A 24525-nucleotide genomic window follows, 5' to 3' on the forward strand; every position below is an offset into this window, starting at 1 on the left:
ATACATCGCCCGCGGCATCTGCTGGCGCGCCTGTTCGAATTGGAACCCAAGCTGACCCCAACCCGCAGCCGCACTGGTCGGGTCATTTGTCCTGAGGCTCAACCCTCGCTTCTGAGCAGCACCGGCAGCTGCTCGGCGAGCTTTTCGGTACGCAGCGGGCCACGGACGAAGCCTCTCAGGCGACCATCCGGCCCGATCAGGGCAAGGTTGCCCCCATGGTCGACGGTGTAGTTTTCCTTCGAGGTGTCGCCCGGAATAAAGGGCACACCTGCCGCGTTGGCAAGAGTCTGGATATCGTCCAGCGGGCCGGTCAGGCCAATGAAGCCCGCACCGAAGTAATCCAGATACTTCTTCAATTGCTCCGGCGTGTCGCGCTCGGGGTCGACACTGACGAGGATCGGCTGCAGCCGCTGATTCACGTCTTCAGGAAGCTTGCCGCGCAGCTGACGCAGTTCTGCCAGCGTTGCGGGGCAGATGTCCGGGCAGAAGGTGTAGCCAAAGAACAGCAGGTTCCACTGCCCTTCCAGTTGCGCCATGGATACCGGCTCGCCGTCCTGGTTGGTCAGCGTCAGGTCCGGCATGTCACGGCCCTGGGGCAGCATGACGATGCCGGCATCGAGCAGCTCGGCGGTGTCGAGCTGCTGTTCGGTGTTGAGCACCTTGTAGACCGTCAGGCCGATGACCAGCGCAACCAGCGCCACGAGGATGAATACGGTTTTCTGGATGCGTGTCATTGAGGTCCCTGGCGCCCGGCTTAAAAGGTCAGCGGCAGATAATGATCAACCAGCAAGGCGATGAACAGCGCAAACAGGTACCAGATGCTGAACTTGAAGGTCTTGATGGCCGCATGTGGGCGGCTGTCGCGATAGAGCACGACCGTCCAGAACAGGAAGCGCGCGCCCAGCAGCACGGCCGCCGCGAGGTACAGGGGGCCGCTCATGTGGATGGCGAAGGGCATGACGCTGACGGCCAGAAGCATCGCCGTATAGAGCAGGATGTGCACCTTGGTGTAATGCTCGCCGTGGGTCACCGGCAGCATCGGCACGTTGACCTTGGCGTATTCGTCCTTGCGGTGAATCGCCAAAGCCCAGAAGTGCGGAGGGGTCCAGGCGAAGATGATCAGCACCAGCAGCAGCGGTTCGGCGGTTACCTGGCCGGTCACCGCGACCCAGCCAAGCAGCGGCGGAGCAGCCCCGGCCAGTCCGCCGATGACGATGTTCTGCGGCGTGGCGCGCTTGAGAAAGCCGGTGTAGATCACCGCATAACCGATCAGCGAGGCCAGCGTCAGCCAGGCCGCTAGCGCATTGGTAAAGGTCAGCAGCAGGGCCATCCCGGCCACGCTGAGCACCAGGGCGAACAGCAACGCAGCGGCCGGCGCGACCCGCCCTTGCGCCAGTGGCCGCTTGTGGGTGCGCGCCATTTCCAGGTCGATTCGGCGGTCCACCACATGGTTGATCGCAGCCGCGCCACCGGCGCAGAGCGCAATGCCCAGGTTGCCAAATAACAGCACCGTCCAGGGTACGCCCGAGCGCGTCGCGAGAAACATGCCCACCAGGGAGGTGATGAGCATCAGGACCACCACCCTGGGCTTGGTCAGCTCCAGATAATCGCGCCAGATCGCCTGGGCGCCGCGTTCGCTGATGAGAGTGGCCATGGGTTCCCCTTATGCGCGCGGCAGGTCGAGCCTGCCCGTCGTGTTCGAATTCAGGTGCGACTGAGGTGCCGGTGCGACGTTGGCCGCAGGGTTCAGCCGCAGGCGATGGTTGATCAGGACGGTCACCAGGAGCAGCAGCGCGCCGCCACCGTTATGGGCGACCGCAACGGCCAGCGGCAGATTGAGCAGCACGTTGCTGATGCCCAGCCCGATCTGCAGGATCAATGCGGCGACAAGCAGCCCGGCCGGACGCGGCAGCCCGTGACGCCAGAGCCGCCACGCCAGCGCCAGCAGGACCAGCGTCACGGTGAGCGCGCCAAGCCGGTGTGTCAGGTGAATGGCGGTACGTGCCTCACCATAGAGCATGCCGCCGAGATAATTCGGGCCGATGTCGTGATGGGTCAGGTTGAAGGCATTGGCGAAATCCATCTGCGGCCACCACTGGCCATGGCAGGTCGGGAAATCCGTGCAGGCCACCGCCGCGTAGTTACTGCTGACCCAGCCGCCCAGCGCGACCTGGACGATCACCGCGAGCATGCCGATCAGCGCGAAGGTTCTGAGACTTCCCGTCACGCGGGGCATCGTCGGCTGACGGCCGGACAGGCGCAGCGTCAGCAGAAACAGCAGGCTCAGGGTGGTGAAGCCACCCAACAAGTGAGCCGTGACCACCTGCGGCCAGAGTTGCAGGGTGACCGTCCACATGCCAAACGCCGCCTGGGCAATGACCACAGCAAGCAGCAGCAAGGGAAGCTTCAGGGGCTGTCCCGGCTCGGCGCGGCGGCGTAGCGCCTGCACAGCAAGCCCGAGGATGACCAGCCCCAGCGCGCCGGCGAAGTAGCGGTGCACCATCTCGTTCCAGCCCTTGTGCACCTCGAGCGGGGCATCGGGGAAACGCATCGCGGCCAGGCTCTGCTTGTCCTCGCTCATGGGCACGCTGAGGAATCCGTAGCAACCGGGCCAGTCCGGGCAGCCCAAGCCGGCATGGGTCAGCCGTGTATAGGCGCCGAGCAGCACCACCACGACACCCAATAGCGTGGCGATAAGGGCGAGGCGGTAGCCGGGTTTTGCCATCTGGTTCTCCTTGAGCGACCTCTTTGGGACTCCAGCGAGGCGGCCGAGTGCCTTGGATCAACCGATCTGGGAAATTTTCAGCAGGTACTTGAGGTCGTCGAGGATCGCCTTACCGTTCGTCTTGGCGTCATAACGCAGCACCAGATTGCCGTGCGGATCGACGATCCACAGCTGCGCGCCCTCGGGCAGGTCTGGGTTGGCCCCATATATGTCGGGGTCCAGAGGGTAGCGCTGCAGCTGGGGATATTCGCGCTGCAGACGTTGATCGTAGTCATCCGGTAATGCCTGGGCGCTGGCCAGGGCGTGGCTGGCCCGACCGGCTTCGCGGGCCAGACCGATATTGATCTGCCGGGCCAGATACACCAGCTGCTGGCAATCTTCGGCACAGCCATCGGGCGCCGTAACCAGCAGCTCCCAGCGCGGCTCAGTGGCCACCGGCGCGTTGATACCCAGGGCGCCGCGGCCTTGCCCGGTCGCCACCAGAGCGCCGTCGTAGGTACGGGTTTGGGGCACCCAGAAACCGAAACGGTACATGGCGCTAGCCAGGAGCATGGGGCCGATCACCACGGCGAGGATCAGCAGCAATTGCAGACGCCCACGGCGCCGTTGCGCCGGTTCAGCATGGTAGGTCGGATTCATCATCGTCATTCCTTGTTCCCCCGCGCCTGATGCACGCCGAAGTAGATGAACAACGCCAGCAGTGCCGCTGCCAGCGCAAACCATTGCACCGCATAGCCGACATGCTGCTGCGGCTGCATGAAGGTCACCGGCCAGTCGGCGCGATAGGCCGCGGGGCCGGGCTCCAGCCGCAGCTGGTATTCGACACCGTCACGGTCGAGCAACTGCCAGATGTCCTGCACCTCGACGTGGTTGATCAGCCGCGGCCAGCCTTCGGCCATGCGCCGGTTGAGAATGAACGGCTCGCCTGACGGCGCGTATACCCATGCGGACAGCTTCAGCGGTCGATCCGGTGTATCGAATTGTGGCGGAATGCGCCGGTCCGGCCAGGGCAACCAGCCGCGGTTGACCAGCACCCAGCGGCCGCTGGGCTGATCCTGAAACGGCTGCAGCAGCTCGACCCCAACACGGCCGTCGCGGGTGCGGCTGTCCAGCAGAAAGCTGTGCTCGGCGTCGAAGCTGCCCTGCAGGTTGATACGGGCGTAGGCCGGATCCTGAAGGGTTTCGATCTGCTCCGGCCCCAACGGCGCTGCTGCTTCGCGCGCCTCCTGACGCGCCAGCAGCTCGCGCTTCTGGTCGGCCCGTTCCAGCTGCCAGAAACCCAGCCAGACCAGCAGCGGCAACAGGCACAGCACCACCAGCGTGGGTATGACGCCCGGCTTGAAGCCGTTCATGCCCTGCCCCGCGGCGTATCGATCCGGCTGGCTATACTGCACCCCACTTCCCCCAGTTCACCTTTCACGGCGGGCCCGCTCATGCTCAAGGTGGCGATTGTTCTGTTGTTAGTAGCCACGCTGGTCAGTCTGTTCAGTGGTCTGTTCTTTCTGGTCAGGGATGAGGGCCGCACATCACGCGTGCTCACCGCCCTCTTCGTTCGTGTCTCCCTTACCGCGTTGACGGTTGCCCTGATCGCCTGGGGCTTTTATTCCGGGCAGCTACAGCCCGGTTTCGGCGCCTGATCGCTAGATCACATAGACGAAAACGAACAGGCCAATCCACACCACGTCCACGAAGTGCCAGTACCAGGCGGCCGCCTCGAAACCGAAATGCTGCTCTGGCGTGAAGTGGCCGCGAAAGCTGCGCACCAGCATCACCGTGAGGATGATCGCGCCCATGGTCACATGAGCGCCGTGGAAACCCGTCAGCATGAAGAAAGTCGCGCCGTAGATGCCCGAGCCCAGCGTCAGCCCGAGTTCGGTATAGGCATGGATGTACTCTTCGATCTGCAGGGTCAGGAAGGTCGCGCCCAGCAGCACGGTCAGGCCAAGGCCGAGCTTGAGCTGCTTGCGGTTGCCCTTGCGCAGCGCGTGGTGCGCCCAGGTCAGGGTGAAGCTGGACGTCACCAGCAAGATGGTGTTGATCAGCGGCAGGCCCCAGGGACTGATAGTGCCCTCGGGGGCAGGATAGACACTGGGATCGGGATTGTTCAGCAGCGGCCAGCTGTATTCGAAGTTCGGCCAGAGCATGGCGCTGACGCCCTTGTCACCGTCACCGTCGAGCCAGGGGCCGACCCAGTAGCGGATGTAGAACAGCACGCCAAAGAAGGCGAGAAAGAACATCACCTCGGAAAAGATGAACCAGCTCATGCCCCAGCGGAACGAGCGATCCATCTGCGCGCTGTACAAACCCGCCCGGCCTTCACGTACCACCGCCCCGAACCAGCCGAACATCATGTAGGCGATCAGCAGTGCGCCGACAAAGAAGATCACCGGGCCGCTGATCTCGTCGCGGCCGGCCTTGAGGTCGTTGAACCAGCTACCCAGCCCGAACACGGTGGTCAGCAGCGCCACGGTCCCGACGATGGGCCATTTGCTCTGGGCGGGAACGTAGTAGTGCTCGTGCGTGGTGGTCTGTTGGCTCATTGCAGACTCCTCTTGGCCACCGCCAGAGACGCCTGAGAAACGACGGCGACGGGAGGTTGGCGAGACGTGATGTCGAACAGGGTGTAAGCGAGCGTCAGATGACGCACATCCGCAGGCAGATCACGATCGACGATGAAACGCACCGGCATTTCGATGCGCTCACCGGGTTGCAGCACTTGCTGGGTAAAGCAAAAGCATTCGGTCTTGTGGAAATAGGCGGCGGCCTTGGACGGCGACACACTGGGCACTGCCTGGGCGGTCATTGGTTTGCCCGTCGGGTTGTAGGCGATAAAGCGCATTTCACGGCTGGAGCCGGGATGAACGCTGAGCTGGTCAGCCACCGGCTTGAATTCCCAGACCATCCCCGATGCGTTGGTGGCGAGAAACTGCACCCGCACTTCGCGCGCCTCGTCTGCGGTCTGGGCGCCTTCGTAGGCGCCAGCCGTCTTGCCGTTGATACCGAAGGCCTTGCACATGACGTCATAGATCGGCACCAGCGCGAAGCCGAACGCGAACATCGCCACGACCACCAAGAGCAGGCGGCGGACCAGTTGCGCCAGGGTCAGATCGGTTTTCATGGGTGGGCTCTCGCAAAGACGACAAAAGCGCTGAAGGCTGAACGCAAAAGCCGGTCAGCCACCATCGTCCGCAATATCGAGCTCGCCCGCGAACCCTCATATCTCAACCACGCGGCAGCAAAGCACGCCGCCACGCCTCGTCCAGCCTCCGGCCTCCAGCCTTCAATGGCCTTAATCATCATGTTTGGGCCCCGTGCGGTGCTCGTGCAGTTCTTCCAGGCTCGGGGGCACGCTGAAGGTGTGGTACGGCGCCGGTGACGGCACGCTCCACTCCAGCCCTTCGGCGCCATCCCAGGGCTTGGCCGCAGCAGCCGGGCCTCCCCGGATGCACTTGATGACGATGAACAGGAAGAGGAGCTGCGTCGCCCCGAACATGAAGGCGCCGATGCTGGAGACCATGTTGAAGTTGGCGAACATCATGTTGTAGTCCGGGATCCGCCGCGGCATGCCGGCCAGCCCGACAAAGTGCATCGGGAAGAACGCCAGGTTCATGCCGACGAAGCTCATCCAGAAATGCAGCTTGGCCAGGGTTTCGTCGTACATGTGGCCGGTCCACTTGGGCAGCCAGTAGTACGCCGAGGCGAAGATGCCGAAGATCGCGCCCGGCACCAGCACGTAGTGGAAGTGCGCCACCACGAAGTAGGTGTCGTGGTACTGGAAGTCCGCCGGCGCGATCGCCAGCATCAATCCGGAGAACCCGCCGATGGTGAACAGGATGACGAAGGCCACCGCGAACAGCATCGGCGCCTCGAAGGTCAGCGAGCCGCGCCACATGGTCGACACCCAGTTGAACACCTTCACCCCGGTGGGCACCGCGATCAGCATGGTGGCGTACATGAAGAACAGCTCACCGGTCAGCGGGATGCCAACGGTGAACATATGGTGCGACCAGACGATGAACGAGAGAAAGGCGATGGCGCCGGTGGCGTAGACCATCGAGGTGTAGCCGAACAGTGGCTTGCGGCTGAACGCCGGGATGATCGAGCTGACCGCGCCGAACGCCGGCAGGATCATGATGTACACCTCGGGATGACCGAAGAACCAGAACACGTGCTGGAACAGCACCGGGTCGCCGCCGCCGGCCGCGCTGAAGAAGCTGGTGCCGAAGTGGATGTCCATCAGCATCATGGTCACCACGCCGGCCAGCACCGGCATCACTGCGATCAGCAGGAAGGCGGTGATCAGCCATGTCCAGACGAACAGGGGCATCTTCATCAGGGTCATGCCCGGTGCGCGCAGGTTGAGCACCGTGGCGACCACGTTGATCGCCCCCATGATCGAGCTGATACCCATCAGGTGAATGGCGAAGATGAAGAAGGTCACCGATTCCGGCGCATAGGTGGTCGAAAGCGGCGCATAGAAGGTCCAGCCGAAGTTCGGCCCGCCGCCCTCCATGAACAGGGTCGAAACCAGCAACCCGAACGCGGCGGGCAACAGCCAGAAACTGAAGTTGTTCATCCGCGGCAGCGCCATGTCCGGCGCGCCGATCATCAGCGGGATCATCCAGTTGGCCAGGCCGACGAAGGCCGGCATCACCGCACCGAACACCATGATCAGCCCGTGCATGGTGGTCATCTGGTTGAAGAACTCAGGCTGCACGATCTGCAGGCCCGGCTGGAACAACTCGGCGCGAATCACCATCGCCATCGAGCCGCCCAAGAGAAAGGCGCAGAAGCTGAACCACAGGTACATCGAGCCGATGTCCTTGTGGTTGGTGGTCAGCAGCCAGCGTGAGAGGCCCTTGGCCGGGCCGTGGTGATGGTCATGCCCGGCATGACCATGATCGTCGATCACTGCACTCATCACCTAATCCTCTTACTGGGTGGCTTCTTCGGCCTGTTTGAAGACGAGCACGTCTTTCGGCGTGACCATGTCGCCTGTGTCGTTACCCCAGGCATGGCGCTCGTAGGTCACCACGGCGGCCAGGTCGACTTCCGACAACTGCGGGCCGAACGCTGGCATGGCGGTGCCCGGCGAGCCTTTGACGACGATGCTGATGTGGTTTTCCGCATCGCCCGTGGCGATCGGCGAGCCCTTGAGCGCCGGGAACATCGGTGGCAGCCCTTCACCCGAAGCCTGGTGACAGGAGGCACAGTTGGTCTGGTAGACCTTCTCGCCGCGAGCGGTCAATTCTTCCAGCGTCCACTCCTTGCTGGTCAGCTCGGCGAGCTTGGCGGCCTCGGCTTTCTTCTCGCCGAGCCAGGTGGCGTAGTCCTCCTGGGATTTCACTTCGACGACCACCGGCATGAAGCCATGATCCTTGCCGCACAGCTCGGTGCACTGCCCGCGGTAGATGCCGGGCTCCTCGACACGGGTCCAGGATTCGTTGATGAAACCGGGGATGGCGTCCTTTTTCACCGCAAGATCCGGCACCCACCAGGAATGGATGACGTCCGCCGCGGTGATCAGAAAGCGCACCTTGGCGCCCTGCGGGATCACCAGTGGCTCGTCCACTTCCAGCAGGTAGTGTTCGCCTTTGGGGGCCAGGTTGTTGATCTGGTCGCGCGGAGTGGTGAGGTTGCTGAAGAACTCGACGTCCTCACCCAGGTATTTGTAGTGCCACTTCCACTGGTAGCCGGTGATCTGGATATCGACGTCCGACTCACTGGAATCGTAGATGTGAATCAGCGTGCGGGTCGCGGGCACCGCCATGCCGATCAGGATCAGCAGGGGGATGATGGTCCAGAGCACCTCGACCTTGGTGTTCTCATGGAAGTGCGCCGACTCCAGTCGCCTGGACCGGCGGTGGGCGAACATCGACCAGAACATCACCGCGAACACCAGCACGCCGATGATCACGCAGATCCAGAAGATGGTCATGTGCAGATCGAAAACGGAGTGACTGACGTCTGTGGCACCGGCGCGCATATTCACGTCCCAGGCCGCCTGCGCCTGACCGAATAGCGAACACAGTCCAATCCCCATCCAGGCTCGTGGATGTCGCGACATTGCGGGTTCCCCTTATGGTTCTTGTTATCCCGCCGACCGCCTGTCCGGCCGCAGAGCTGGCAACTGCCCGCTACGATGGCCTGACCACGCTCCGATCTGGCTCCCCCCGATTCATGGTTGCCAGTCCTCGCTTTGCACGCGCAGTCGGATTCGATCAATACGCTTACGATCGGAGTATAGACAGCGAATGAAGAACGGCAATTTCGTCACCCCGTTGGGTTCAGGCGCTCGCCTGCGCCTCCGTGGAGTGCTCATTTTTCTTCACCCCGCGGATGTTCATCGCCGCCAGACATATCTGCAGCGTAATCAACGCCCAGGCCTCGGCGTACAGGCCCCAGACCACCCAGAGCAGGTTGCTCAGCAGAAAGCACCAGAACCCTACCGTGCGTCGGCCGGGCTTCAGTGAGCCGATCAGCCACGCCGCCAGCACCGTGATTACCATTGCCGGCCATTGAAGAAAATCGATCCAATCCACCTTGCCTCCAGGATGCAAATGCGCACCGGACCATACCGGCGCCGCAGCGATACCTGGATTGGTGCCCGGCGCGCTTCCTATAGTTCCGGTTAGCCGCCCTGCGGTACGCGCTGGTTAGAGCAGGTTCATCTGCTGCCCTGGCGGCGCGAAACGGCTGCAGTCCAGCCCGTAGTTCTGGTCCCGGCGGTTGTAGCCCAGCCGCTTGCAGGCCAGCTGAAAGCGCTGGGCGAGCAGCTGGGCGAACTGCCCTTCGCCGCGCATGCGGCTGCCGAAACGGCTGTCGTAATCCTTGCCGCCCCGTGACTGCCGCACCAGGCTCATGACGTGAGCGGCACATTGCGGGAAATGCTCCTGCAGCCATTCATCGAAAAGGGTCGCCACTTCATGGGGCAACCGCAGCAAGACATAACCAGCCGACCGCGCGCCGGCCTCCCGCGCGGCTTCGAGCATGCGCTCGAGCTCCATGTCATTGATCATCGGAATCATCGGCGCGCACATCACGCTGACCGGCACGCCTGCCTCGTTCAGCGAGCGCAGCACGCGAAGTCGCGCCGAGGGCGAGGCCGCACGCGGTTCCATGATGCGCTTGAGCTCGTCATCCAGGGTGGTCAGGCTGACCGAGACGCTGACCAGTCGCTGCTCGGCCAGCGGCACCAGCAGGTCCAGATCGCGCAGCACCAATGAACCCTTGGTGATGATGTGCACCGGGTGCTTGAAGCGCAGCAGGATTTCCAGCGCACGGCGGGTCAGCTGCTGTTCGCGTTCGATGGGCTGATAGGCATCGGTGTTGACCCCAAGCGCGATCGGCTGCGGCACGTAGCCGGGCTTGCTCAGCTCCTGCTCGAGGCGTTCGGCCAGGTTGGTCTTGGCGATCAGCCTCGTCTCGAAATCGATACCCGGCGACATGTCCCAATAGGCGTGGCTGGGCCGCGCAAAACAATATATGCAGCCATGCTCGCAGCCTCGATAGGGATTGACCGAGCGATCGAAGCCGACGTCCGGCGACTGGTTGCGGGTGAGCACAGTCTTGGCCGTCTCGAACCGTACCTCGGTGGCGCGCGTCGGCGGCACGTCCTGTTCCCAGCCGTCGTCATAAGCCTCGCTGCGGGTCGGGGCGAAACGGTTGTCTGGGTTGATGGCGGTGCCGCGGCCGCGCGGCGTGCTATTCGGCGGGAACATGGAAAGGCTCCGAAAGGCTGTATATGGATACAGTATCAGAGCCAGGCCTCATATCGGCAACGCGGATATGCCCGCCCGTCGCCGGGGGGTGGATCGCGCCTCACCGAGCTATCCCGCGGCAACAGTCGGAACACAGATCCCAAAGCAACCTGTAGGCGCGAAAAAGCGATGCCTTCAGCCCAAAGGGCGTCGCACCTGCACCTTGCTGTACTCGGCTGCGCTACCGTCGCTGAGCAGGATTACGCCCCGTTTCGCCAACTCGCGGGCGCGCCAGTAGAGAAACAGGTCGGTGGGAAAGAAGCCGTCGCAGTGCCCCATCACCTCGGCCATGGCTCGGGCCAGCGGCATCCAGTCGTCGCGGCAGGCCACTACCAGTTCGCCATCGATTCGAGCAGTGTCCTCACCGCGAAAACGCCCGTCGACCCAGCGACGTATCGCGGCGTTCTCCTCAACCGCAGCCCGCCACTGACTGGCGAGATCAGCAATGCGATAAGCATCGACGAGACGGGGCTGATAAAGCGCAGCCAGGGCATCCGGCGCATGCATGGACACTGCCATGCGCGTGCCGACTCGACTGTCACCGGTGCCGCATGCAACCTCGTGCAAGGGTATCGCCGAACCTTCCATAGCCGCCGCCACCCGCGCCAGCGTCAACTGTTCGGAGGCGCTGTCGCCATGCCAGACCGTTATTTGGCGCGACTGGTCAGCTAGCCCGTCCAGCCATTCAGCGTCATTGGCAATGCCCGAAAAATCAGGCCGAGGCGCCAACCCGACAGGCCAGACGCCTTCCCAGAAGGCCACACGCGCAGCGCATGGTGGAGTTTCGATATCAGCGAGCGGCCCGACCGCCAAGTCGTCGCGCAGAACGCGAACTTCATTGCCTTCAGCCAGCAGCTGCCGGACGCTGTCGGCGGCGAGATCGCCACAGGTGATATGCCACATGGCGATGCTCCAGTCGGTCAGTCGGTTTTTTTCTTCAGCTTCGGGTTGGGGAAGAACTGTACCGCCTGCACCTGCGGATCGGGTGCCTTTGGCTTGGCCTGGTTGACGCGCGTGCCGAGCTCGGACGGCACAGATTGGCCCTGAGCGTTGAGGGTGTCGGCATAGCCGCATTCCACGCACTCGCGGTGCGGCACGCCGTCGACGTCCCACATCTTGATGCTGTCGCTGGCGCTGCACGCCGGGCACACGGCGCCAGCGATGAAGCGCTTGGTGGTTACTTTCGGCTCGTCGCTCATGCCACGTCCTCGGTCAGGCCAAGATGGCGCAGCAGCGCGTCGGTAGACGGCTCCCGGCCGCGGAAGTCGACGAACAGCACCATGGGCTCCTGCGAACCGCCGCGCGCCAGAATGGCCTCACGGAAGGCGCGCCCGGTTTCGGCATTGAACACGCCCTCTTCCTCGAAGCGCGAGAAGGCGTCGGAGGACAAGACTTCGGCCCACTTGTAGCTGTAGTAACCGGCTGCGTAACCGCCGGAAAAGATGTGCGCGAAGCTGTTGGGGAAGCGGTTGCTGGCTGGCGGACGCATCACCGACACCTCGTCACGGACACTTTCCAGTACCTCGAGCACGCTGCGGCCGTCCCCATGCGTTGCATGCAGCTCGAAGTCGAACAACGAGAATTCCAGCTGACGCACCATCATCAGGCCGGACTGGAAGTTCTTCGCCGCCAGCATCTTGTCGAGCAGGTCCTGCGGCAGCGTTTCGCCGGTCTGGTAGTGGCCGGAGATCAGCGCCAGGCCTTCCGGCTCCCAGCACCAGTTCTCCATGAACTGGCTGGGCAGCTCGACCGCATCCCAGGCCACACCGTTGATGCCCGACGCGCCGGCATGTTCGACCTGGGTCAGCAGGTGATGCAGGCCATGACCGAATTCGTGGAACAACGTGGTCACTTCATCGTGGGTCAGCAGCGCGGGGCGCTCGCCCACCGGCGGGGTGAAGTTGCAGACCAGATTGGCCACCGGCGTCTGCAGTGTGCCGAGGCAGGTGCGGCGCTTGTCACGGGCGCCATCCATCCAGGCACCGCCGCGCTTGTTGGGCCGCGCATAGAGGTCGAAGAAGAAGCGCCCGACGTGCTCGCCCTTCTCGCGGATCTCGAACAGGCGCACATCCGGATGCCAGCTGTCGAAGTCTTCCAGCTCGTGGATTTCGATGCCGTATAGACGCTTGACGATGGCAAACAGGCCCGACAGCACCTTGTCCACCGGGAAGTAGGCGCGCAGCTCTTCCTGGCTCAGGCTGTAACGGGCCTGGCGCAGCTTCTCGCCAAAGTAGTTGACGTCCCAGCTCTGCAGGTCGGAGACGCCCTGCTCGGCGGCAAAGGCCCGCAGCTCCTTGAGGTCGCGCTCAGCAAACGGCTTGCTGCGCTTGGCCAGATCACGCAGGAACCCCAGCACCTGATCGGTGCTCTCGGCCATCTTGGTCGCCAGCGAGAGCTCGGCATAGTTGCCGAAGCCCAGCAGCTGCGCCAGCTCCTGACGCAGGTCGAGAATCTGCTCCATCACCGGGCCGTTGTCGAACTGACCGGCGTTCGGCCCCTGGTCGGAGGCACGGGTGGAATAGGCGACATAGACCTCTTCACGCAGCGCGCGATTGTCGGCGTAGGTCATCACGGCGTAGTAGCTGGGGAATTCCAGGCTGATCAGCCAGCCGTCCAGCTCCTTGGCCTTGGCGGCTTCGGCCATCTGCGCCTTGGACGAATCGGTAATGCCGGCCAGCACGCTTTCGTCGGTGACGTGCTTGGTCCAGGCCTGGGTCGCGTCGAGCAGCTGGTTGGAAAAGGTGCTGCCCAGCTCGGCGAGCTTCATGCGGATCGCGCCGAAGCGTTGCTGTTCGGCGGGCGGCAAGTCGATGCCGGACAGGCGGAAATCGCGTAGCGCATGTTCGAGGATGGTCTTCTGCGCGACATCGAAGCCGTCGGCTTCGGGGCTCAGCGACAGCGCCTGATAGGCGGCGAACAGGTCGGCGTTCTGGCCGAGCTCGGTGGCGTAGGCGGACAGTTTGGGCAGGCAGGCCTCGTAGGCGCTGCGCAGTTCGGCATTGTTGCGCACGGCATTGAGATGGCTGACCGGCCCCCAGGCGCGGCTAAGGCGTTCGTTCATTTCATCGAGGCCGACGACCAGGGTGCTCCAGTCGAGACTCTCGGCCGGGCGGCTGAGCAGTTCCTGCAAGGCGACACGGTTGTCACCAAGGACAGCGTCCACCGCCGGCTCGACATGCTCGGGGCGAATCTCGGAATAAGGCGGCAGGTCGAAATCCCGAAGCAGCGGATTGGTATCGGTCACGGCAGTTGCCCCTTCTGAATAAATGATCACCGGTGCATGTTAAAGACAAATGCCTGACCGCGCAGCTGGGCAACGAAGCGATAGAGCGGCTCTATGCACGACGAAACGACACGCGAGTCAGGCATCCGTACCGGTTATTGGACCGCCGTCTGCTCGGGCAATTCGGGGCGCCGCGCATAGCGCTGGGCAAGCACGGTGCAGACCATCAGCTGGATCTGGTGAAACAGCATCAGCGGCAGGATGATCATGCCGACCGCGCTGGTGGCGAACAGCACCTGGGCCATGGGCACGCCGGTCGCCAGGCTCTTCTTTGAGCCGGCGAAGAGGATGGTGATGCGGTCTTCCAGGTTGAAGCCGAATACCTTGGCCAGCATGGCCGTCAGCCACAGCACGATGGCCAGCAACAGGCAGCAGGCCACCACCAACCCCAGCAGGTGGCCGAGGGGCACGATCTGCCACAGGCCGTCGACCACAGCGCCACTGAACGCGGTGTAAACCACCAGCAGAATCGAACTCTGGTCCACGCTTTTCAGCCAGGTCTTGTTGCGCGTCACCCAGGCGCCGATCCAGCGGCGCGCGATCTGCCCGGCGACGAAAGGCACCAGCAGTTGCAGCACAATCTTGCCGATGGAGTCCAGCGTCGATCCGGTCTCGCCCTCAACACCCATCAACAGCAATACCAGCAGAGGCGTGAGGAAAATTCCGATCAGGCTGGAGGCCGCCGCACTGCAGATGGCGGCGGGCACGTTACCGCGCGCCAACGAGGTAAAGGCGATCGCCGATTGCACCGTGGCGGGCAACGCACAGAGATAGAGCATGCCCAGGTACAGCTCGTCACCGACCATCGGCGTCAACACCGGCTTAAGCGCCAGCCCCAGCAGCGGAAACATGACGAAGGTGCAGGCGAAGACCAGCAGGTGCAGGCGCCAATGACCGGCACCCGCAAGGATCGCTTCGCGCGACAGCTTGGCGCCGTGCATGAAGAACAGCAGCGCGATGGCCGCTGACGTGAGCCACTCGAAGAACACCGCAACCTGCCCTTCGCAGGGAAACAGCGTGGCGATGGCGACCACCGCCAGCAGGGCCAGGGTGAAGTTATCGAAGAGGAGGCGGAGTTTGGCCATGGGTGATTTCCTTGGGGCTTGCAGGCAACAGGTATCGACCTTAACGTGGGCGCCTCCTTCCGACTAACGCCAAGCAGGCACGAAATGTCGCCAATCGGACAAGAGGCTGCGCTGATTACCCGCCTCGGCGAACTCAAAACGCTGCCACGACCCGTCTATGGCCAGCTCGACTCGCCGCCCAACCTCAAGCTCGGCTATCGCCACAGCCACCCCTGGGTGCAGCTTTCCCATGCCGTCGAAGGCGTGCTCGAGGTGCGTACCGACAATGGCCGCTTCATCGCGCCGCCGCTGCGCGCGGTGTGGATTCCGGCTGGCGTCACTCACCAAGTGTTCTGCGCACCGGACACCTGCATTCGCAGCCTGTACATCGATCGAGCCGTCGCCGGCGAGGCGTTCGAACATTGCCGGGTACTGCAAGTCAGCCCCTTGCTGCGCGAACTGATCCGGCATTTCAGTACCCTGCCCGAAGCCTATGCCGAGGACGGCGCCGAGGGACGGCTGGTGCAGGTGCTGCTCGATCAGCTGGGCTGCGCCCCGCAAGTCGAACTGGTGTTGCCACTGCCGGCCGAGCCGCGCCTGCACCGGCTGTGCAAAAGCCTGCAGGCGCAGCCGGAGTCGCAGGAAGGGCTGGCTGACTGGAGCCGTACGCTGGGTGTTTCGGAACGCACCCTGAGCCGCTTGTTCCTGCGTGAAACCGGCCTGACCTTCCGCGCCTGGCGCCAGCGCCTGCGCCTGCTCAGCGCCCTGCCGGCGCTGGAGCGCGGCGAGCGGGTGACCGACGTGGCACTTGGCTGCGGTTATGAATCCCTGTCGGCCTTCATCGCCGCCTTCCGCGAGCAATTCGGCGCGACGCCCGGCGAGTTCTTCCGCCCCGGCAGCAATGCCGTCGAAGGCCGGGTCTATCAGTGACCGGCCGCCTTTTCACAAGCTAAAGGAACAACCCATGAGCATCCGAACCTTCCAGGGGCACACACCGACGCTCGGCGAGCGCGTCTTCGTCGACCCCAGCGCCGTACTCATCGGCGATATCGAGATTGGCGAAGACAGCTCCGTCTGGCCGCTGACCGTGATTCGCGGCGACATGCACCGCATCCGCATCGGCGCGCGAACCAGCATCCAGGACGGCAGCGTGCTGCACATCACCCACGCCGGCCCGTTCAACCCGGACGGTTTTCCGCTGACCATCGGCGATGAGGTAACGGTCGGCCACAAGGTCACCCTGCACGGCTGCACGCTGGGCAGCCGCATCCTGGTTGGCATGGGTTCGATCGTGATGGATGGTGCGGTGGTCGAAGACGAGGTCATCATCGGCGCCGGCAGCCTGGTGCCGCCGGGCAGGACGCTGGAAAGCGGTTACCTCTATGTCGGCAGCCCGGTGAAGCAGGCCCGCCCGCTGACTGACAAGGAGCGCAGCTTCTTCAGCTACACCGCCGGCAACTACGTCAAGTTGAAGGACCAGCATCTGGCAGAAGGGCCTGAAGCCTGAAGCCTGAAGCCTGAAGCCAAACATCGTGTGCGCGATCCGATTGTCGTATGCATGCCCAATAGAATTTACCGAGCCGCCTCCATGCACCATTCCACCATCCTCTTCGACCTCGACGGCACCCTCACCGACCCGCGCGAAGGCATCACTCGCTCGATCCAGCATGCACTCGCACAGCTGGGCATCGATGAGCCTGATCTGGCCAAGCTCGAACCCTTCATTGGGCCGCCACTGCTGCAGGCGTTCATGGAGTTTTACGGCTTCGACGAGGCGCGCGCCTGGGACGCCGTAGGCCATTACCGCGAGCGATTCAAGACCACAGGGATTTACGAGAACCTACTGTTCGACGGCGTGCTTGAGATGCTCGACCACCTGCGCGGCCAGGGGCGAACGCTCTACGTCGCAACCTCGAAGCCTTCAGTGTTCGCCCGCGAGATCGCCCGGCACTTCGCGTTCGATCATCACTTCAAGGTGATCTACGGCAGCGAACTGGACGGCTCACGCACCAACAAGGTCGAGCTAATTGCCCATCTGATTGCAGAAGAAGGGCTCGATCCAGAGCAGACGCTGATGATCGGTGACCGCAAGCATGACCTGATCGGTGCACACAGCAACGGCTTGCAGGCGGTCGGCGTCGGGTACGGCTTTGGCAGCCACACCGAGCTGATGGCGCAATCGCCGGCTTATTACTACGCCACGCTGCCGGAGCTGCGCGCGGCGTTCGGCTAGGGCGTCTGGTCGCGCTCGGGCGCGAAGCTTACAGGCGGTGACCCATCAGCGTTGATCTGCTCCACCCGCGCCGGGCGACCCTCTGCGTCGAGTCGAACGCGGCCGATACCCGAGCCGTTCCACAAACGCTCACCGGACCGGCTGCGGCTCGGCAGCCACGGCTGGACCCGCACGCGGCGGCGCTTGGTGAACCAGTTCAAGGGTGAGCGCGGCGAATACAGCCAGCGGTTGAGCCGGTCGAACAGGTCGAGCAAGCGCGGCGGAAACTCGTTTTTCACGCCGCTGCTGGTGATCTGCCATAACCGCGGGCCCTCGGCACGGCCGCGAATGCGCACCTCATAGGCGAACGAGTAATGCACGTCGCCGGACAGGATCACGTAGTTACCCGGCGTGCGGGTGTGGCGGAAGATGTTGAGCATGACCTGCGCCGCGCCGCGGTGGGCCATCCAGTTTTCGGCGTCGACCAACAGCGACAGCCCGGCCCAGCTGAATACCCGTTGCACGGTCTCGATCAGCTTGACGCCGAACATTGGCGCCGGCGAGACGATGATCACCGAACGATGATCGAGCAATTCCTGCTGGAAGTCGGTCAGGGCCTCCCAATCCATCAGCCCCGAAGGCCGGCTCAGGTTGCGCTCGCTGCGCCAACGTCGGGTCCGGGTATCGAGCACCACCAGGGCCGGCTCGCTGGGTATGACATAGCCCCAGTCGCCGCGCTCCAGCAACTCGTCGACCACTCGATCATGCAGCGCGCAGTCGAGTCGCCCCTGTTCACCGCTGTTCAGCAGCGCCTCGACTGCGCCTAATGACGTGACGCAGGCATCCGGCGCGTTGCCCCAGGCCTGGCACAGCAGATAGCCGAGCAAGGCGTTGCCGATGATTCGGCGGGAAAAGGGATGGCCGTAGGCGGTCTGCTCCCAGCGGGCGCTCAGGTTCCAGTCATCGGTGATGTCGTGGTCATCGAAGATCATCAGCGAAGGCAGATGCGCCAGCGCTCGTGCGACCTGCGGCAAGCCTGCCTGGAAGGCATTGATAGCGCTCAGCTCACGAGCCCAGCGGTCAGCCAGCTCGCCGTCCAGCTGGGGTGACTGTAGTTCGATCAACCGCCAGGGCACCGCCGACCAGACCAGCAGGTACATGGCCAGGACCTCGCCCAGGGACACCAGATGGTTGTGTGCGCTGGAGGTGGTAAACACCGGCTTCTCGACGCCACCGAAGAAGCGCTCGCGCAGGGCCTCGTTGGATTTGAACGCTGGCAGCAGTTCGGCGCGCCGGTAATAGGTCGCCGGATGCGCCATCAACTCATCGCTGTCAGCGACGGTCGCGCCTTCAAGGCATTCGCTGTAGAGCCCGAGCCGGCGAATCAGCGCATGGATGGCCACCAATGTCGGGCCGGCTACGTCATCGGCATAGATCTGGTCGCCGGTCATCAACAGCGCGGCGGGCCAGTGCTCGGGTGATTGGCGGGCCTGGGCGACCAATGAATCGACGGTAACCAACCCATCCGCCGAGGCGTGGTGCGGCTTGCGGCAGGAGCCGTGCAGCAGATCGTCATAGCGCGAACGAATGACGAACGCCGGGCGCTCGAACCCTTCATGGATCAGGTGCGGCGCCCAATCGGCGATGCCCTGCTCACCGCCTTCGCGCTCGATCAACAGGTCGTACTCGATCAAGCGATCGACCGGCAGCGGCGTATCCAGGCGGACATCGATCAGGTGCAACCAGGCCGAGGTACCGACGCGAAGCTGGCGACAGGCCTCGCCTTCCACTGCCAGCGAAACCGACGCCTCTCCCTCGGGCTGCAACCTCAGGTGCAACTGCAGCGGCTCGCTGGCCACCAGCCAGAGCACCAGCCGGCCCGTTTCGAGCCGGCGCAGCATAGGCCCGGCAAGCACGAGGGGAAGGGATGCAGCGGTGTCGGATGGTGCGGGGCTGGGCATTCAACAGCTCGATTGGCGGTCTCAAGTTTTCGTAGGTTGGATTAGCCAAAGGCGTAATCCGACGTTCGTGCGGGGTGGTGCGGTTGGGTTGTTGGGCGATGGTATAGCCTTTTCGCGGTTAACGACGGAAGCGCCTTCGGCGATTCCATCCTACGGAAAGCTGGCTTGCGATCGGGCAAACGGTGGATGAAAAAAGCGTCATCCACCCTACGGTCTCAAGCCTCGTAGGTTGGATTAGCCAAAGGCGTAATCCGATGTTCGTGCGGGGTGGTGCGGTTGTGTTGTTGGGCGATGGTATGGCCTTTTCGCGGTTAACGACGGAAGCGCCTTCGGCGGTTCCATCCTACGGAAAGCTGGCTTGCGATCGGGCAAACGGTGGATGAAAAGAGCGTTATCCACCCTACGGTCTCAAGTCTCGCAGGTTGGATTAGCCAAAGGCGTAATCCGACGTTCATGCTGGATGTCATCAGGCGCTCCGTTGCACCTGCTCGCCGATCAGAGATTGCAGACGATGGAGAAAGCCGAGCCCCTCCTCCCATCGATGGTGCCCTGAGGCCACGTTGATATGCCCGACGCCACTGAGCACCGTCACTTCGCTCCCCCAGGCTTTACCCATGGCACACGCCCGCTCGGCGCTTGCGGCAGGATCATTGTCGGAGCCTACCAGCACGCTCGGAAATGGCAGCGGCGCCAAGGGCAGCGGCGCGAAGTTGCGCAGAGGCTCGGGGCAGCCCGGTCGCTCGACGTCCGCCGGGGTGACCAACAGCGCACCCCGAACCCGCCGCAGCGCATCGGGCGTTGCCTGCGCCGCCCAATGCGCGACGGTCGGGCAGCCGAGGCTGTGAGCGATCAGGACCACCGGCTCCGGCGCTGTGGCGATTCCGCGATCAAGTTCGGTCACCCAGTCAGGGCGTTGCGGCTGCAGCCAGTCGGCTTGCTCGATGCGTCGGCTATTCGGCAGGGTGCGCTGCCAGTGGCTCTGCCAATGATCCTCAGGCGAGCCGTGCCAGCCGGGGACGATCAGATAATGGAATGGTCCGCGCCGCATAGGATGGCCTCTTGATAGTCGCTGAGCCGTGAGTCTATCGCTCGAGAAGCTGACACAAGAAAGAATAAGAACGCATTTGCTTATTCAAAAAACATTGAAATCTCATGCAGGCCATTCACCCATAAAAAAGACGCGCCCGGAGGCGCGCCAAGGTTTGAAGCGCACGCGTATTACTTGACTTGCTTGATCAGGTCTCGACGCAGGATCGTCTTGATCTTCACCAGATGGTCGTCTTCCTGCTCCTTGGCCTTGTGAAAGCCCTTGGCGATGCGTGGGTGCCCACCGGATTCCGCCAGCTCGATCAACATCTCCCAGGCAGCGTTATCCTCAAGTTCGATGGTCAGCAAGGCGTTAAGGCCCTGAGCAACGTTGGTGCGTGGATCGGTCAGCACCTGCATCACGCCCAGCGACTTGACTCCGACGATGTCCGCGCAAGGCGTCTGCGCAGTCGGGTCGGCCCCGAGCGTCTCGATCGCCTCGGCGACCATGTTCATGTGCTCGAACTCTTCGTCGCGAATGTGCTGCAGCACCTGCACCAGGTCGGACTCGGCGGTTTCCAGGGCTTTCGCCTTGGCGATCATCGCGTCATACATGCGCACCCCGCTGCGCTCGAAGGCCAGGCGCTCGCCGAGTTTGTCGACCAGCAGCTCAGGACTCTTGCCCAGCGCCATGTCGAAGGTGGACTTGAGCATGCCCTTGGCCGATCCCGGGACCGGCACCGAGCCGATGCGATCGGCTTCTTCGGCGCGGGTCGCCCGCTCCAACATCATGCCCTTGGAATCGCCCGGTACATCAGGGTGGATATCGTTGACGGCGTCGAGCAGGCTCTTGGTGTCCTTGGGGGACATCTGCACGCCGGTGAAATTGGTACCCAGTTTTGCTGAAGTTGCCATGTCCTGTTCTCCTCAAGAAACCTTGCGCATGCCCATGAGTTCACCGCCCGGGGCCCACTGATAACCCGCCGAGACGATGTTCGACGCGATGCCTTCGGAATTGAGCTGGGCCCGATAGTCCAGGGAGTTCTGCGGCTCCTGGCTCTTGTCGACGTACTGGGTGCCGTTGGAGCGCAGGTTGACCTCGGCCGCCAGGACCTGACGGACAAACTCACGCTGGCTCTTGAACTCGATCATCTTCGGCAGCGGGCCGCCGAGGATTTCCGCCGGATCGCGCCGCTCGATGTTCTTGAAGTGCTCGCAGGCGATGTTCAGGTGGCCCAGCTCGTAATCGAGGAAGCGCTCCCACATGGCCTTGATACGCGGGTTGGTTTCCTGCTCGGCACAGCTGGCGTAGGCATAGACTTCCATCGCCTCGTGCACCAGCCACTTCTCCATGAAGGATTCCTGCGGATCGGCCAGCGAGCCGTACTGGGTGACGTGCTGCTCTTCGACCGAGGCGATCTCGGCGTAGAGCTGGCGCGCCAGCGGGTCGGCGAACAGCGGGCCGATGTTCTGGTAGTAGTCATGCGTCTGGAATTCGGCGGCGGTGATCAGGGCGCAATGAATCTTGGTGATCAGGTCCGCCTGCTCCTTCGCGTAGCTTTCGCGCAGGTCATTTTCAGGGTGGCGATGATGCTCGGAGGTCTGCCGACCCGGCACGATATCGGTGTAGCCCTGCAGGATGTTGTTTGCATCCTTGCCTTCGAGGCGGTCGAGCATGGCCGAGTAGCGGTACAGGTGGTCGAAATCTTCCAGCAGACCATAGCGATAGGTCTGTGCCTGGTAGGGATCGGGCTCAGTCTGGGCGACCGCGGCAGTCACTTCGATGGCGACCTGCTCGTAGGCAACCGTGGTTTCCAGGGGCGAGTGGTCGGCGGAGATCAGCCAGTTGATCATGGTCGCCTGGTGCTGCTCGACGCGACGGATCTCAGCGAGCGGGCCACGCAGCTGGCCGGTGATACGCGCAATGCCATGCTTGAGGCGCAGCGCGTCGGTTTCGACACCGTTCATCAGGATGATGCGCACCCGGGTAAAGGCGTCGTCGTCGAGCTTGCTGATGGGCTTGCCCGCCATTTCCTTCCAGGTGAACTTCTGCTTGTCGAGCGGCGTGCCCTTGTTGTCGAGAATGCCGGTTAGGTTGTCCATGGAGCCTCCGTTTGAACGGCTTGTATTGGCTAGGCGTACGAATCCGTACGGCTAAATCACGGGTCAGCAGCGCTGACGGCCTAGAAAAGGGACGGAGGCAAGCGGAAAAGAATTCCGTGAATTTTGCTGTGAACATGCAAGGAGTCGACAGGCGGCAGCCGGCATCCCCTTCGAATAGGTAGAGTCTCAACGAAAGGGAATCGGCAACGACACCTTGCCGCATGGGACCTCAAACGAAGCGGCGAGTGTTTCAGCGAAGCGCGTCCAACCGACTCTTCCGCTCGTCGGGACGCAGGCGGCCCAAGGCAGCCGCTTCGGTATAGAAACGCTGCCAATCACCGCCGACCTGCTCGAATAATGCCGCGAACGCAGGCACCCAGCGATCATAGAGACCGAACGGAACCAGACTGGCATTGTTAAGCGGCTGGGCCATCCAGCGATCGAAGCGGCCGTCACCCTCCCAGGGCCCGTTGCGCAACTGCCCATAGGCCTGCCGCATGCGCATGAGTTCGTCACGCTTGGCGGCGCGCATTGCAGACTCGCTCAAGCCGGATGCATAGATCGCCGCCAACCGGTCTCGGGTCGCCAGCACCAGCCTGCTGAGATCGGCGTACTGGTTGCGTGCGGCCTCGCCCGGTGGCGGCAGGCCGCGGCTGGCGCGCCACTGCCGCAGCCCTTCGCGCTCGACGAAGGATGCAAAGGATTCGTTGAAGGATGTGTCATCGGACACATAGAGCTGCTGATGCGCCAGCTCGTGGAAGATCAGCCCGGCCAGCCGCTCGTCATCCCAGCGCAGCATGGAACTGAGCAGCGGATCGTCGAACCAGCCCAGGGTGGAGTAAGCCTGCACGCCGGCCACCAGCGTGTCGTGGCCTTCCGCTTTCAACAAGGCCGCCTGCCCCCGTGCCCGACCCTCCTGGTAATAGCCGCGATAGGCGACGCAGCCGGCGATCGGAAAACAGTGTGTCAGCGGGGCCACGGAAAACTCCTCGGTGGCGAACACATTCCACACCACATAGGGCCGCTGGATGTCTGCATACACTTCATAGCTGCGGTTGTCCGGCAGCGCCAGGGCGGAACTGGCAAAGCGTCTGGCCTGCAGCGCCAGGGCGAGCCGTTGACGCAATTGCGGATCGGTCTGGGGGCGGTCGATGACGGCGGTGATCGGCTCGCGCTGGCGTAGCAGATCCATCTGGCCGACCGCCAACTGACCGTAATAAGTGCTGCAACCGCTCAGAAAAATGCATAGCGATAGCGGAACCCAACGGGCGACCGGATTGTCGACAAGGGCGGTCTGCGGCTTCCTACTCAAAGGCTGGTCCACCTGCGATGACCCTCCAGGGGTCGGTGTACATGAGCCTACAACGACATCGAAGCCCACCCAAAACCGAACATGCAGACGCGACATAGCAGGCCGCTACCGGTCGGAGACCCTGTTCATGCGAACCCTGATACTTGCTCTTGCGCTGTCCAGCCTGGGCGGTTGCGCCATGTGGATGCCCAAGCCTGACCCGAACCAGGCCTGGATTGACCTCGCCCCGCACGGCGAGACCGAACTGGTGGCCGTGGCGGTCGATGACCAGCCACTCGATGATGGGCGCTATTTTCAGGTCGAACCCGGCAGCCATCAGCTGGGCATGCGCTATCGCTTCGAAGTCGGCCCAGCCAACGTCGGAAGCGACAGCGAGGCCCTGCCGCGCGACTGCCGGCTGACCCTGAGCTACGACAGCTTCGACGCCGGTGCCCGCTATCGCCTGGTCGCCGGCGGTTACGGCTTCCGTCCCTGGGCCAAGCTTTACGACCAGAACGACCAGCTTCTGGCCAAGGCGACCGAGCGCGGTTGCGGCGGAGTCGCAACACGCTGACGCTGTGAACCGTTCGCCGGTGAAGCAGTCGTTGAAATAGAGCCTCATCTGGCTCAGGCTCAATGGCTGACCGCGGCAGCACAGGCTGATCCTGCGGACCCCGGAGGATCCATCATGCGTCTGTCGCTCCCGCTACTCCTGGTGTTAGGCCTGACCGGCTGTGCCGGCCCACTACCCGCCCCTGACCCCGGCATGGCCTGGGTCGACCTGACCGCGCAACCCAGCGACATCTTCATGTCCGACCAACTGGACGGCGAACGCACGCCCGACGGTCGCTATTTCCAGGTCAGCCCCGGTGCGCATGAACTCGAGGCGCGCTACGAATTCGAAATCAGCAGCGGGGGCTTTGGCGATTTTGGCGATACCCAGTACCTGCGCTGCACCCTGGTGATCGACTACGACAATTTCCAACCCGGCCGGCGTTACCTGTTCCAGGCCCGATCGCTGGGCTTCACCCCACAAGGCTGGCTGCGCGACGAAGACCGTAATGTCCTGGCGCGCGCCGAAGCCGAGCACTGCTACTGAG

The 24525-nt window shown here is 63.3% G+C and carries 26 protein-coding genes; 6 read left to right on the forward strand and 20 right to left on the reverse strand.

Going from position 1 to position 24525, the window contains the following annotated elements; translation table 11 throughout:
* Nucleotides 1-98 precede the first annotated feature (98 nt).
* From AC4LFW_RS17895 to AC4LFW_RS17915, 5 genes are read right to left on the reverse strand one after another with little or no spacing between them, the layout of a single operon-like run.
* On the reverse strand, nucleotides 99-734 hold the full coding sequence (locus AC4LFW_RS17895; protein WP_491820837.1) for an SCO family protein: 636 nt from the start codon (nucleotides 732-734) through the stop codon (nucleotides 99-101).
* 20 nt (nucleotides 735-754) lie between these two features.
* Nucleotides 755-1654: a heme o synthase gene (cyoE, locus tag AC4LFW_RS17900; RefSeq protein ID WP_102837206.1), complete on the reverse strand. Its 900-nt coding sequence runs from the start codon at nucleotides 1652-1654 to the stop codon at nucleotides 755-757.
* A 9-nt stretch (nucleotides 1655-1663) separates the two neighbouring features.
* Nucleotides 1664-2725, reverse strand: a complete 1062-nt coding sequence (locus tag AC4LFW_RS17905) for a COX15/CtaA family protein (protein ID WP_491820838.1) — start codon at nucleotides 2723-2725, stop codon at nucleotides 1664-1666.
* A gap of 57 nt (nucleotides 2726-2782) precedes the next feature.
* Nucleotides 2783-3364, reverse strand: a complete 582-nt coding sequence (locus AC4LFW_RS17910) for a PA_0111/PP_0108 family redox-active disulfide protein (RefSeq protein ID WP_491822174.1) — start codon at nucleotides 3362-3364, stop codon at nucleotides 2783-2785.
* Nucleotides 3365-3369: 5 nt separating this feature from the next.
* The gene (locus AC4LFW_RS17915; RefSeq protein ID WP_491822176.1) at nucleotides 3370-4077 is read right to left on the reverse strand and encodes an SURF1 family protein; all 708 of its coding nucleotides are present in this window, start codon (nucleotides 4075-4077) and stop codon (nucleotides 3370-3372) included.
* 81 nt (nucleotides 4078-4158) lie between these two features.
* Here AC4LFW_RS17915 and AC4LFW_RS17920 point away from each other — a divergent pair, with 81 nt between their 5' ends.
* Entirely contained in the window at nucleotides 4159-4362 is a 204-nt protein-coding gene (locus AC4LFW_RS17920; protein WP_491820839.1) for a twin transmembrane helix small protein, read from the forward strand.
* Between the two features lie 3 nt (nucleotides 4363-4365).
* On the opposite strand, the gene AC4LFW_RS17925 is transcribed toward AC4LFW_RS17920, so the two are convergent.
* From AC4LFW_RS17925 to AC4LFW_RS17970, 10 genes are all read right to left on the reverse strand, one after another.
* A complete protein-coding gene (locus AC4LFW_RS17925) occupies nucleotides 4366-5265 on the reverse strand; it encodes a cytochrome c oxidase subunit 3 (protein ID WP_491820840.1) in 900 nt (299 codons plus the stop codon).
* On the reverse strand, nucleotides 5262-5843 hold the full coding sequence (locus AC4LFW_RS17930) for a cytochrome c oxidase assembly protein (RefSeq protein WP_491820841.1): 582 nt from the start codon (nucleotides 5841-5843) through the stop codon (nucleotides 5262-5264). Before AC4LFW_RS17930 ends, AC4LFW_RS17925 begins: the two co-directional genes overlap by 4 nt.
* Before the next feature lie 171 nt (nucleotides 5844-6014).
* A complete protein-coding gene (gene ctaD, locus AC4LFW_RS17935; RefSeq protein ID WP_491820842.1) occupies nucleotides 6015-7646 on the reverse strand; it encodes a cytochrome c oxidase subunit I in 1632 nt (543 codons plus the stop codon).
* A 12-nt stretch (nucleotides 7647-7658) separates the two neighbouring features.
* Nucleotides 7659-8792, reverse strand: a complete 1134-nt coding sequence (gene coxB / locus AC4LFW_RS17940) for a cytochrome c oxidase subunit II (RefSeq protein ID WP_491820843.1) — start codon at nucleotides 8790-8792, stop codon at nucleotides 7659-7661.
* A 220-nt stretch (nucleotides 8793-9012) separates the two neighbouring features.
* Nucleotides 9013-9234 carry a hypothetical protein gene (locus tag AC4LFW_RS17945; protein ID WP_491822178.1) on the reverse strand — a complete coding sequence of 74 codons (222 nt, stop codon included), beginning with the start codon at nucleotides 9232-9234 and terminating at the stop codon, nucleotides 9013-9015.
* 147 nt (nucleotides 9235-9381) lie between these two features.
* Complete coding sequence (locus AC4LFW_RS17950; RefSeq protein ID WP_491820844.1) at nucleotides 9382-10446, reverse strand: PA0069 family radical SAM protein; 1065 nt, start codon at nucleotides 10444-10446, stop codon at nucleotides 9382-9384.
* 174 nt (nucleotides 10447-10620) lie between these two features.
* A complete protein-coding gene (locus AC4LFW_RS17955) occupies nucleotides 10621-11388 on the reverse strand; it encodes a DUF1835 domain-containing protein (RefSeq protein ID WP_491820845.1) in 768 nt (255 codons plus the stop codon).
* Nucleotides 11389-11405: 17 nt separating this feature from the next.
* Nucleotides 11406-11684, reverse strand: a complete 279-nt coding sequence (locus AC4LFW_RS17960) for a YheV family putative zinc ribbon protein (protein ID WP_491820846.1) — start codon at nucleotides 11682-11684, stop codon at nucleotides 11406-11408.
* The gene (gene prlC, locus AC4LFW_RS17965; protein WP_491820847.1) at nucleotides 11681-13729 is read right to left on the reverse strand and encodes an oligopeptidase A; all 2049 of its coding nucleotides are present in this window, start codon (nucleotides 13727-13729) and stop codon (nucleotides 11681-11683) included. Before prlC ends, AC4LFW_RS17960 begins: the two co-directional genes overlap by 4 nt.
* A 134-nt stretch (nucleotides 13730-13863) precedes the next feature.
* Nucleotides 13864-14853, reverse strand: coding sequence for a bile acid:sodium symporter family protein (locus AC4LFW_RS17970; protein WP_491820848.1), 990 nt, complete (start codon nucleotides 14851-14853; stop codon nucleotides 13864-13866).
* A gap of 84 nt (nucleotides 14854-14937) precedes the next feature.
* On the opposite strand from AC4LFW_RS17970, the gene AC4LFW_RS17975 reads away from it, so the two are divergent.
* From AC4LFW_RS17975 to AC4LFW_RS17985, 3 genes are all read left to right on the forward strand, one after another.
* Nucleotides 14938-15762: an AraC family transcriptional regulator gene (locus tag AC4LFW_RS17975; protein ID WP_491820850.1), complete on the forward strand. Its 825-nt coding sequence runs from the start codon at nucleotides 14938-14940 to the stop codon at nucleotides 15760-15762.
* Between the two features lie 34 nt (nucleotides 15763-15796).
* Complete coding sequence (locus AC4LFW_RS17980) at nucleotides 15797-16339, forward strand: gamma carbonic anhydrase family protein (RefSeq protein ID WP_491820852.1); 543 nt, start codon at nucleotides 15797-15799, stop codon at nucleotides 16337-16339.
* 81 nt (nucleotides 16340-16420) lie between these two features.
* A complete protein-coding gene (locus AC4LFW_RS17985) occupies nucleotides 16421-17065 on the forward strand; it encodes an HAD family hydrolase (protein ID WP_491820853.1) in 645 nt (214 codons plus the stop codon).
* On the opposite strand, the gene AC4LFW_RS17990 is transcribed toward AC4LFW_RS17985, so the two are convergent.
* The 5 genes from AC4LFW_RS17990 to AC4LFW_RS18010 form a co-directional block, all read right to left on the reverse strand.
* On the reverse strand, nucleotides 17062-19005 hold the full coding sequence (locus AC4LFW_RS17990; RefSeq protein ID WP_491820854.1) for a metallophosphoesterase family protein: 1944 nt from the start codon (nucleotides 19003-19005) through the stop codon (nucleotides 17062-17064). The genes AC4LFW_RS17985 and AC4LFW_RS17990 overlap by 4 nt on opposite strands.
* 466 nt (nucleotides 19006-19471) lie before the next feature.
* A complete protein-coding gene (locus tag AC4LFW_RS17995; RefSeq protein WP_491820855.1) occupies nucleotides 19472-20053 on the reverse strand; it encodes an RBBP9/YdeN family alpha/beta hydrolase in 582 nt (193 codons plus the stop codon).
* 170 nt (nucleotides 20054-20223) lie between these two features.
* Complete coding sequence (locus AC4LFW_RS18000) at nucleotides 20224-20946, reverse strand: ferritin-like domain-containing protein (RefSeq protein ID WP_491820856.1); 723 nt, start codon at nucleotides 20944-20946, stop codon at nucleotides 20224-20226.
* A gap of 12 nt (nucleotides 20947-20958) precedes the next feature.
* Nucleotides 20959-22134: a hypothetical protein gene (locus tag AC4LFW_RS18005; RefSeq protein WP_491820858.1), complete on the reverse strand. Its 1176-nt coding sequence runs from the start codon at nucleotides 22132-22134 to the stop codon at nucleotides 20959-20961.
* 250 nt (nucleotides 22135-22384) lie between these two features.
* The gene (locus tag AC4LFW_RS18010; protein WP_491820860.1) at nucleotides 22385-23446 is read right to left on the reverse strand and encodes an aminopeptidase; all 1062 of its coding nucleotides are present in this window, start codon (nucleotides 23444-23446) and stop codon (nucleotides 22385-22387) included.
* A gap of 127 nt (nucleotides 23447-23573) precedes the next feature.
* Here AC4LFW_RS18010 and AC4LFW_RS18015 point away from each other — a divergent pair, with 127 nt between their 5' ends.
* Both AC4LFW_RS18015 and AC4LFW_RS18020 read left to right on the forward strand, forming a co-directional pair.
* Complete coding sequence (locus AC4LFW_RS18015; protein WP_491820862.1) at nucleotides 23574-23999, forward strand: PA0061/PA0062 family lipoprotein; 426 nt, start codon at nucleotides 23574-23576, stop codon at nucleotides 23997-23999.
* A 114-nt stretch (nucleotides 24000-24113) separates the two neighbouring features.
* Nucleotides 24114-24524, forward strand: a complete 411-nt coding sequence (locus AC4LFW_RS18020; RefSeq protein WP_491820863.1) for a PA0061/PA0062 family lipoprotein — start codon at nucleotides 24114-24116, stop codon at nucleotides 24522-24524.
* Nucleotide 24525 lies beyond the last annotated feature (1 nt).

The sequence above is a fragment of the Stutzerimonas sp. C6.4V genome (assembly GCF_058536345.1).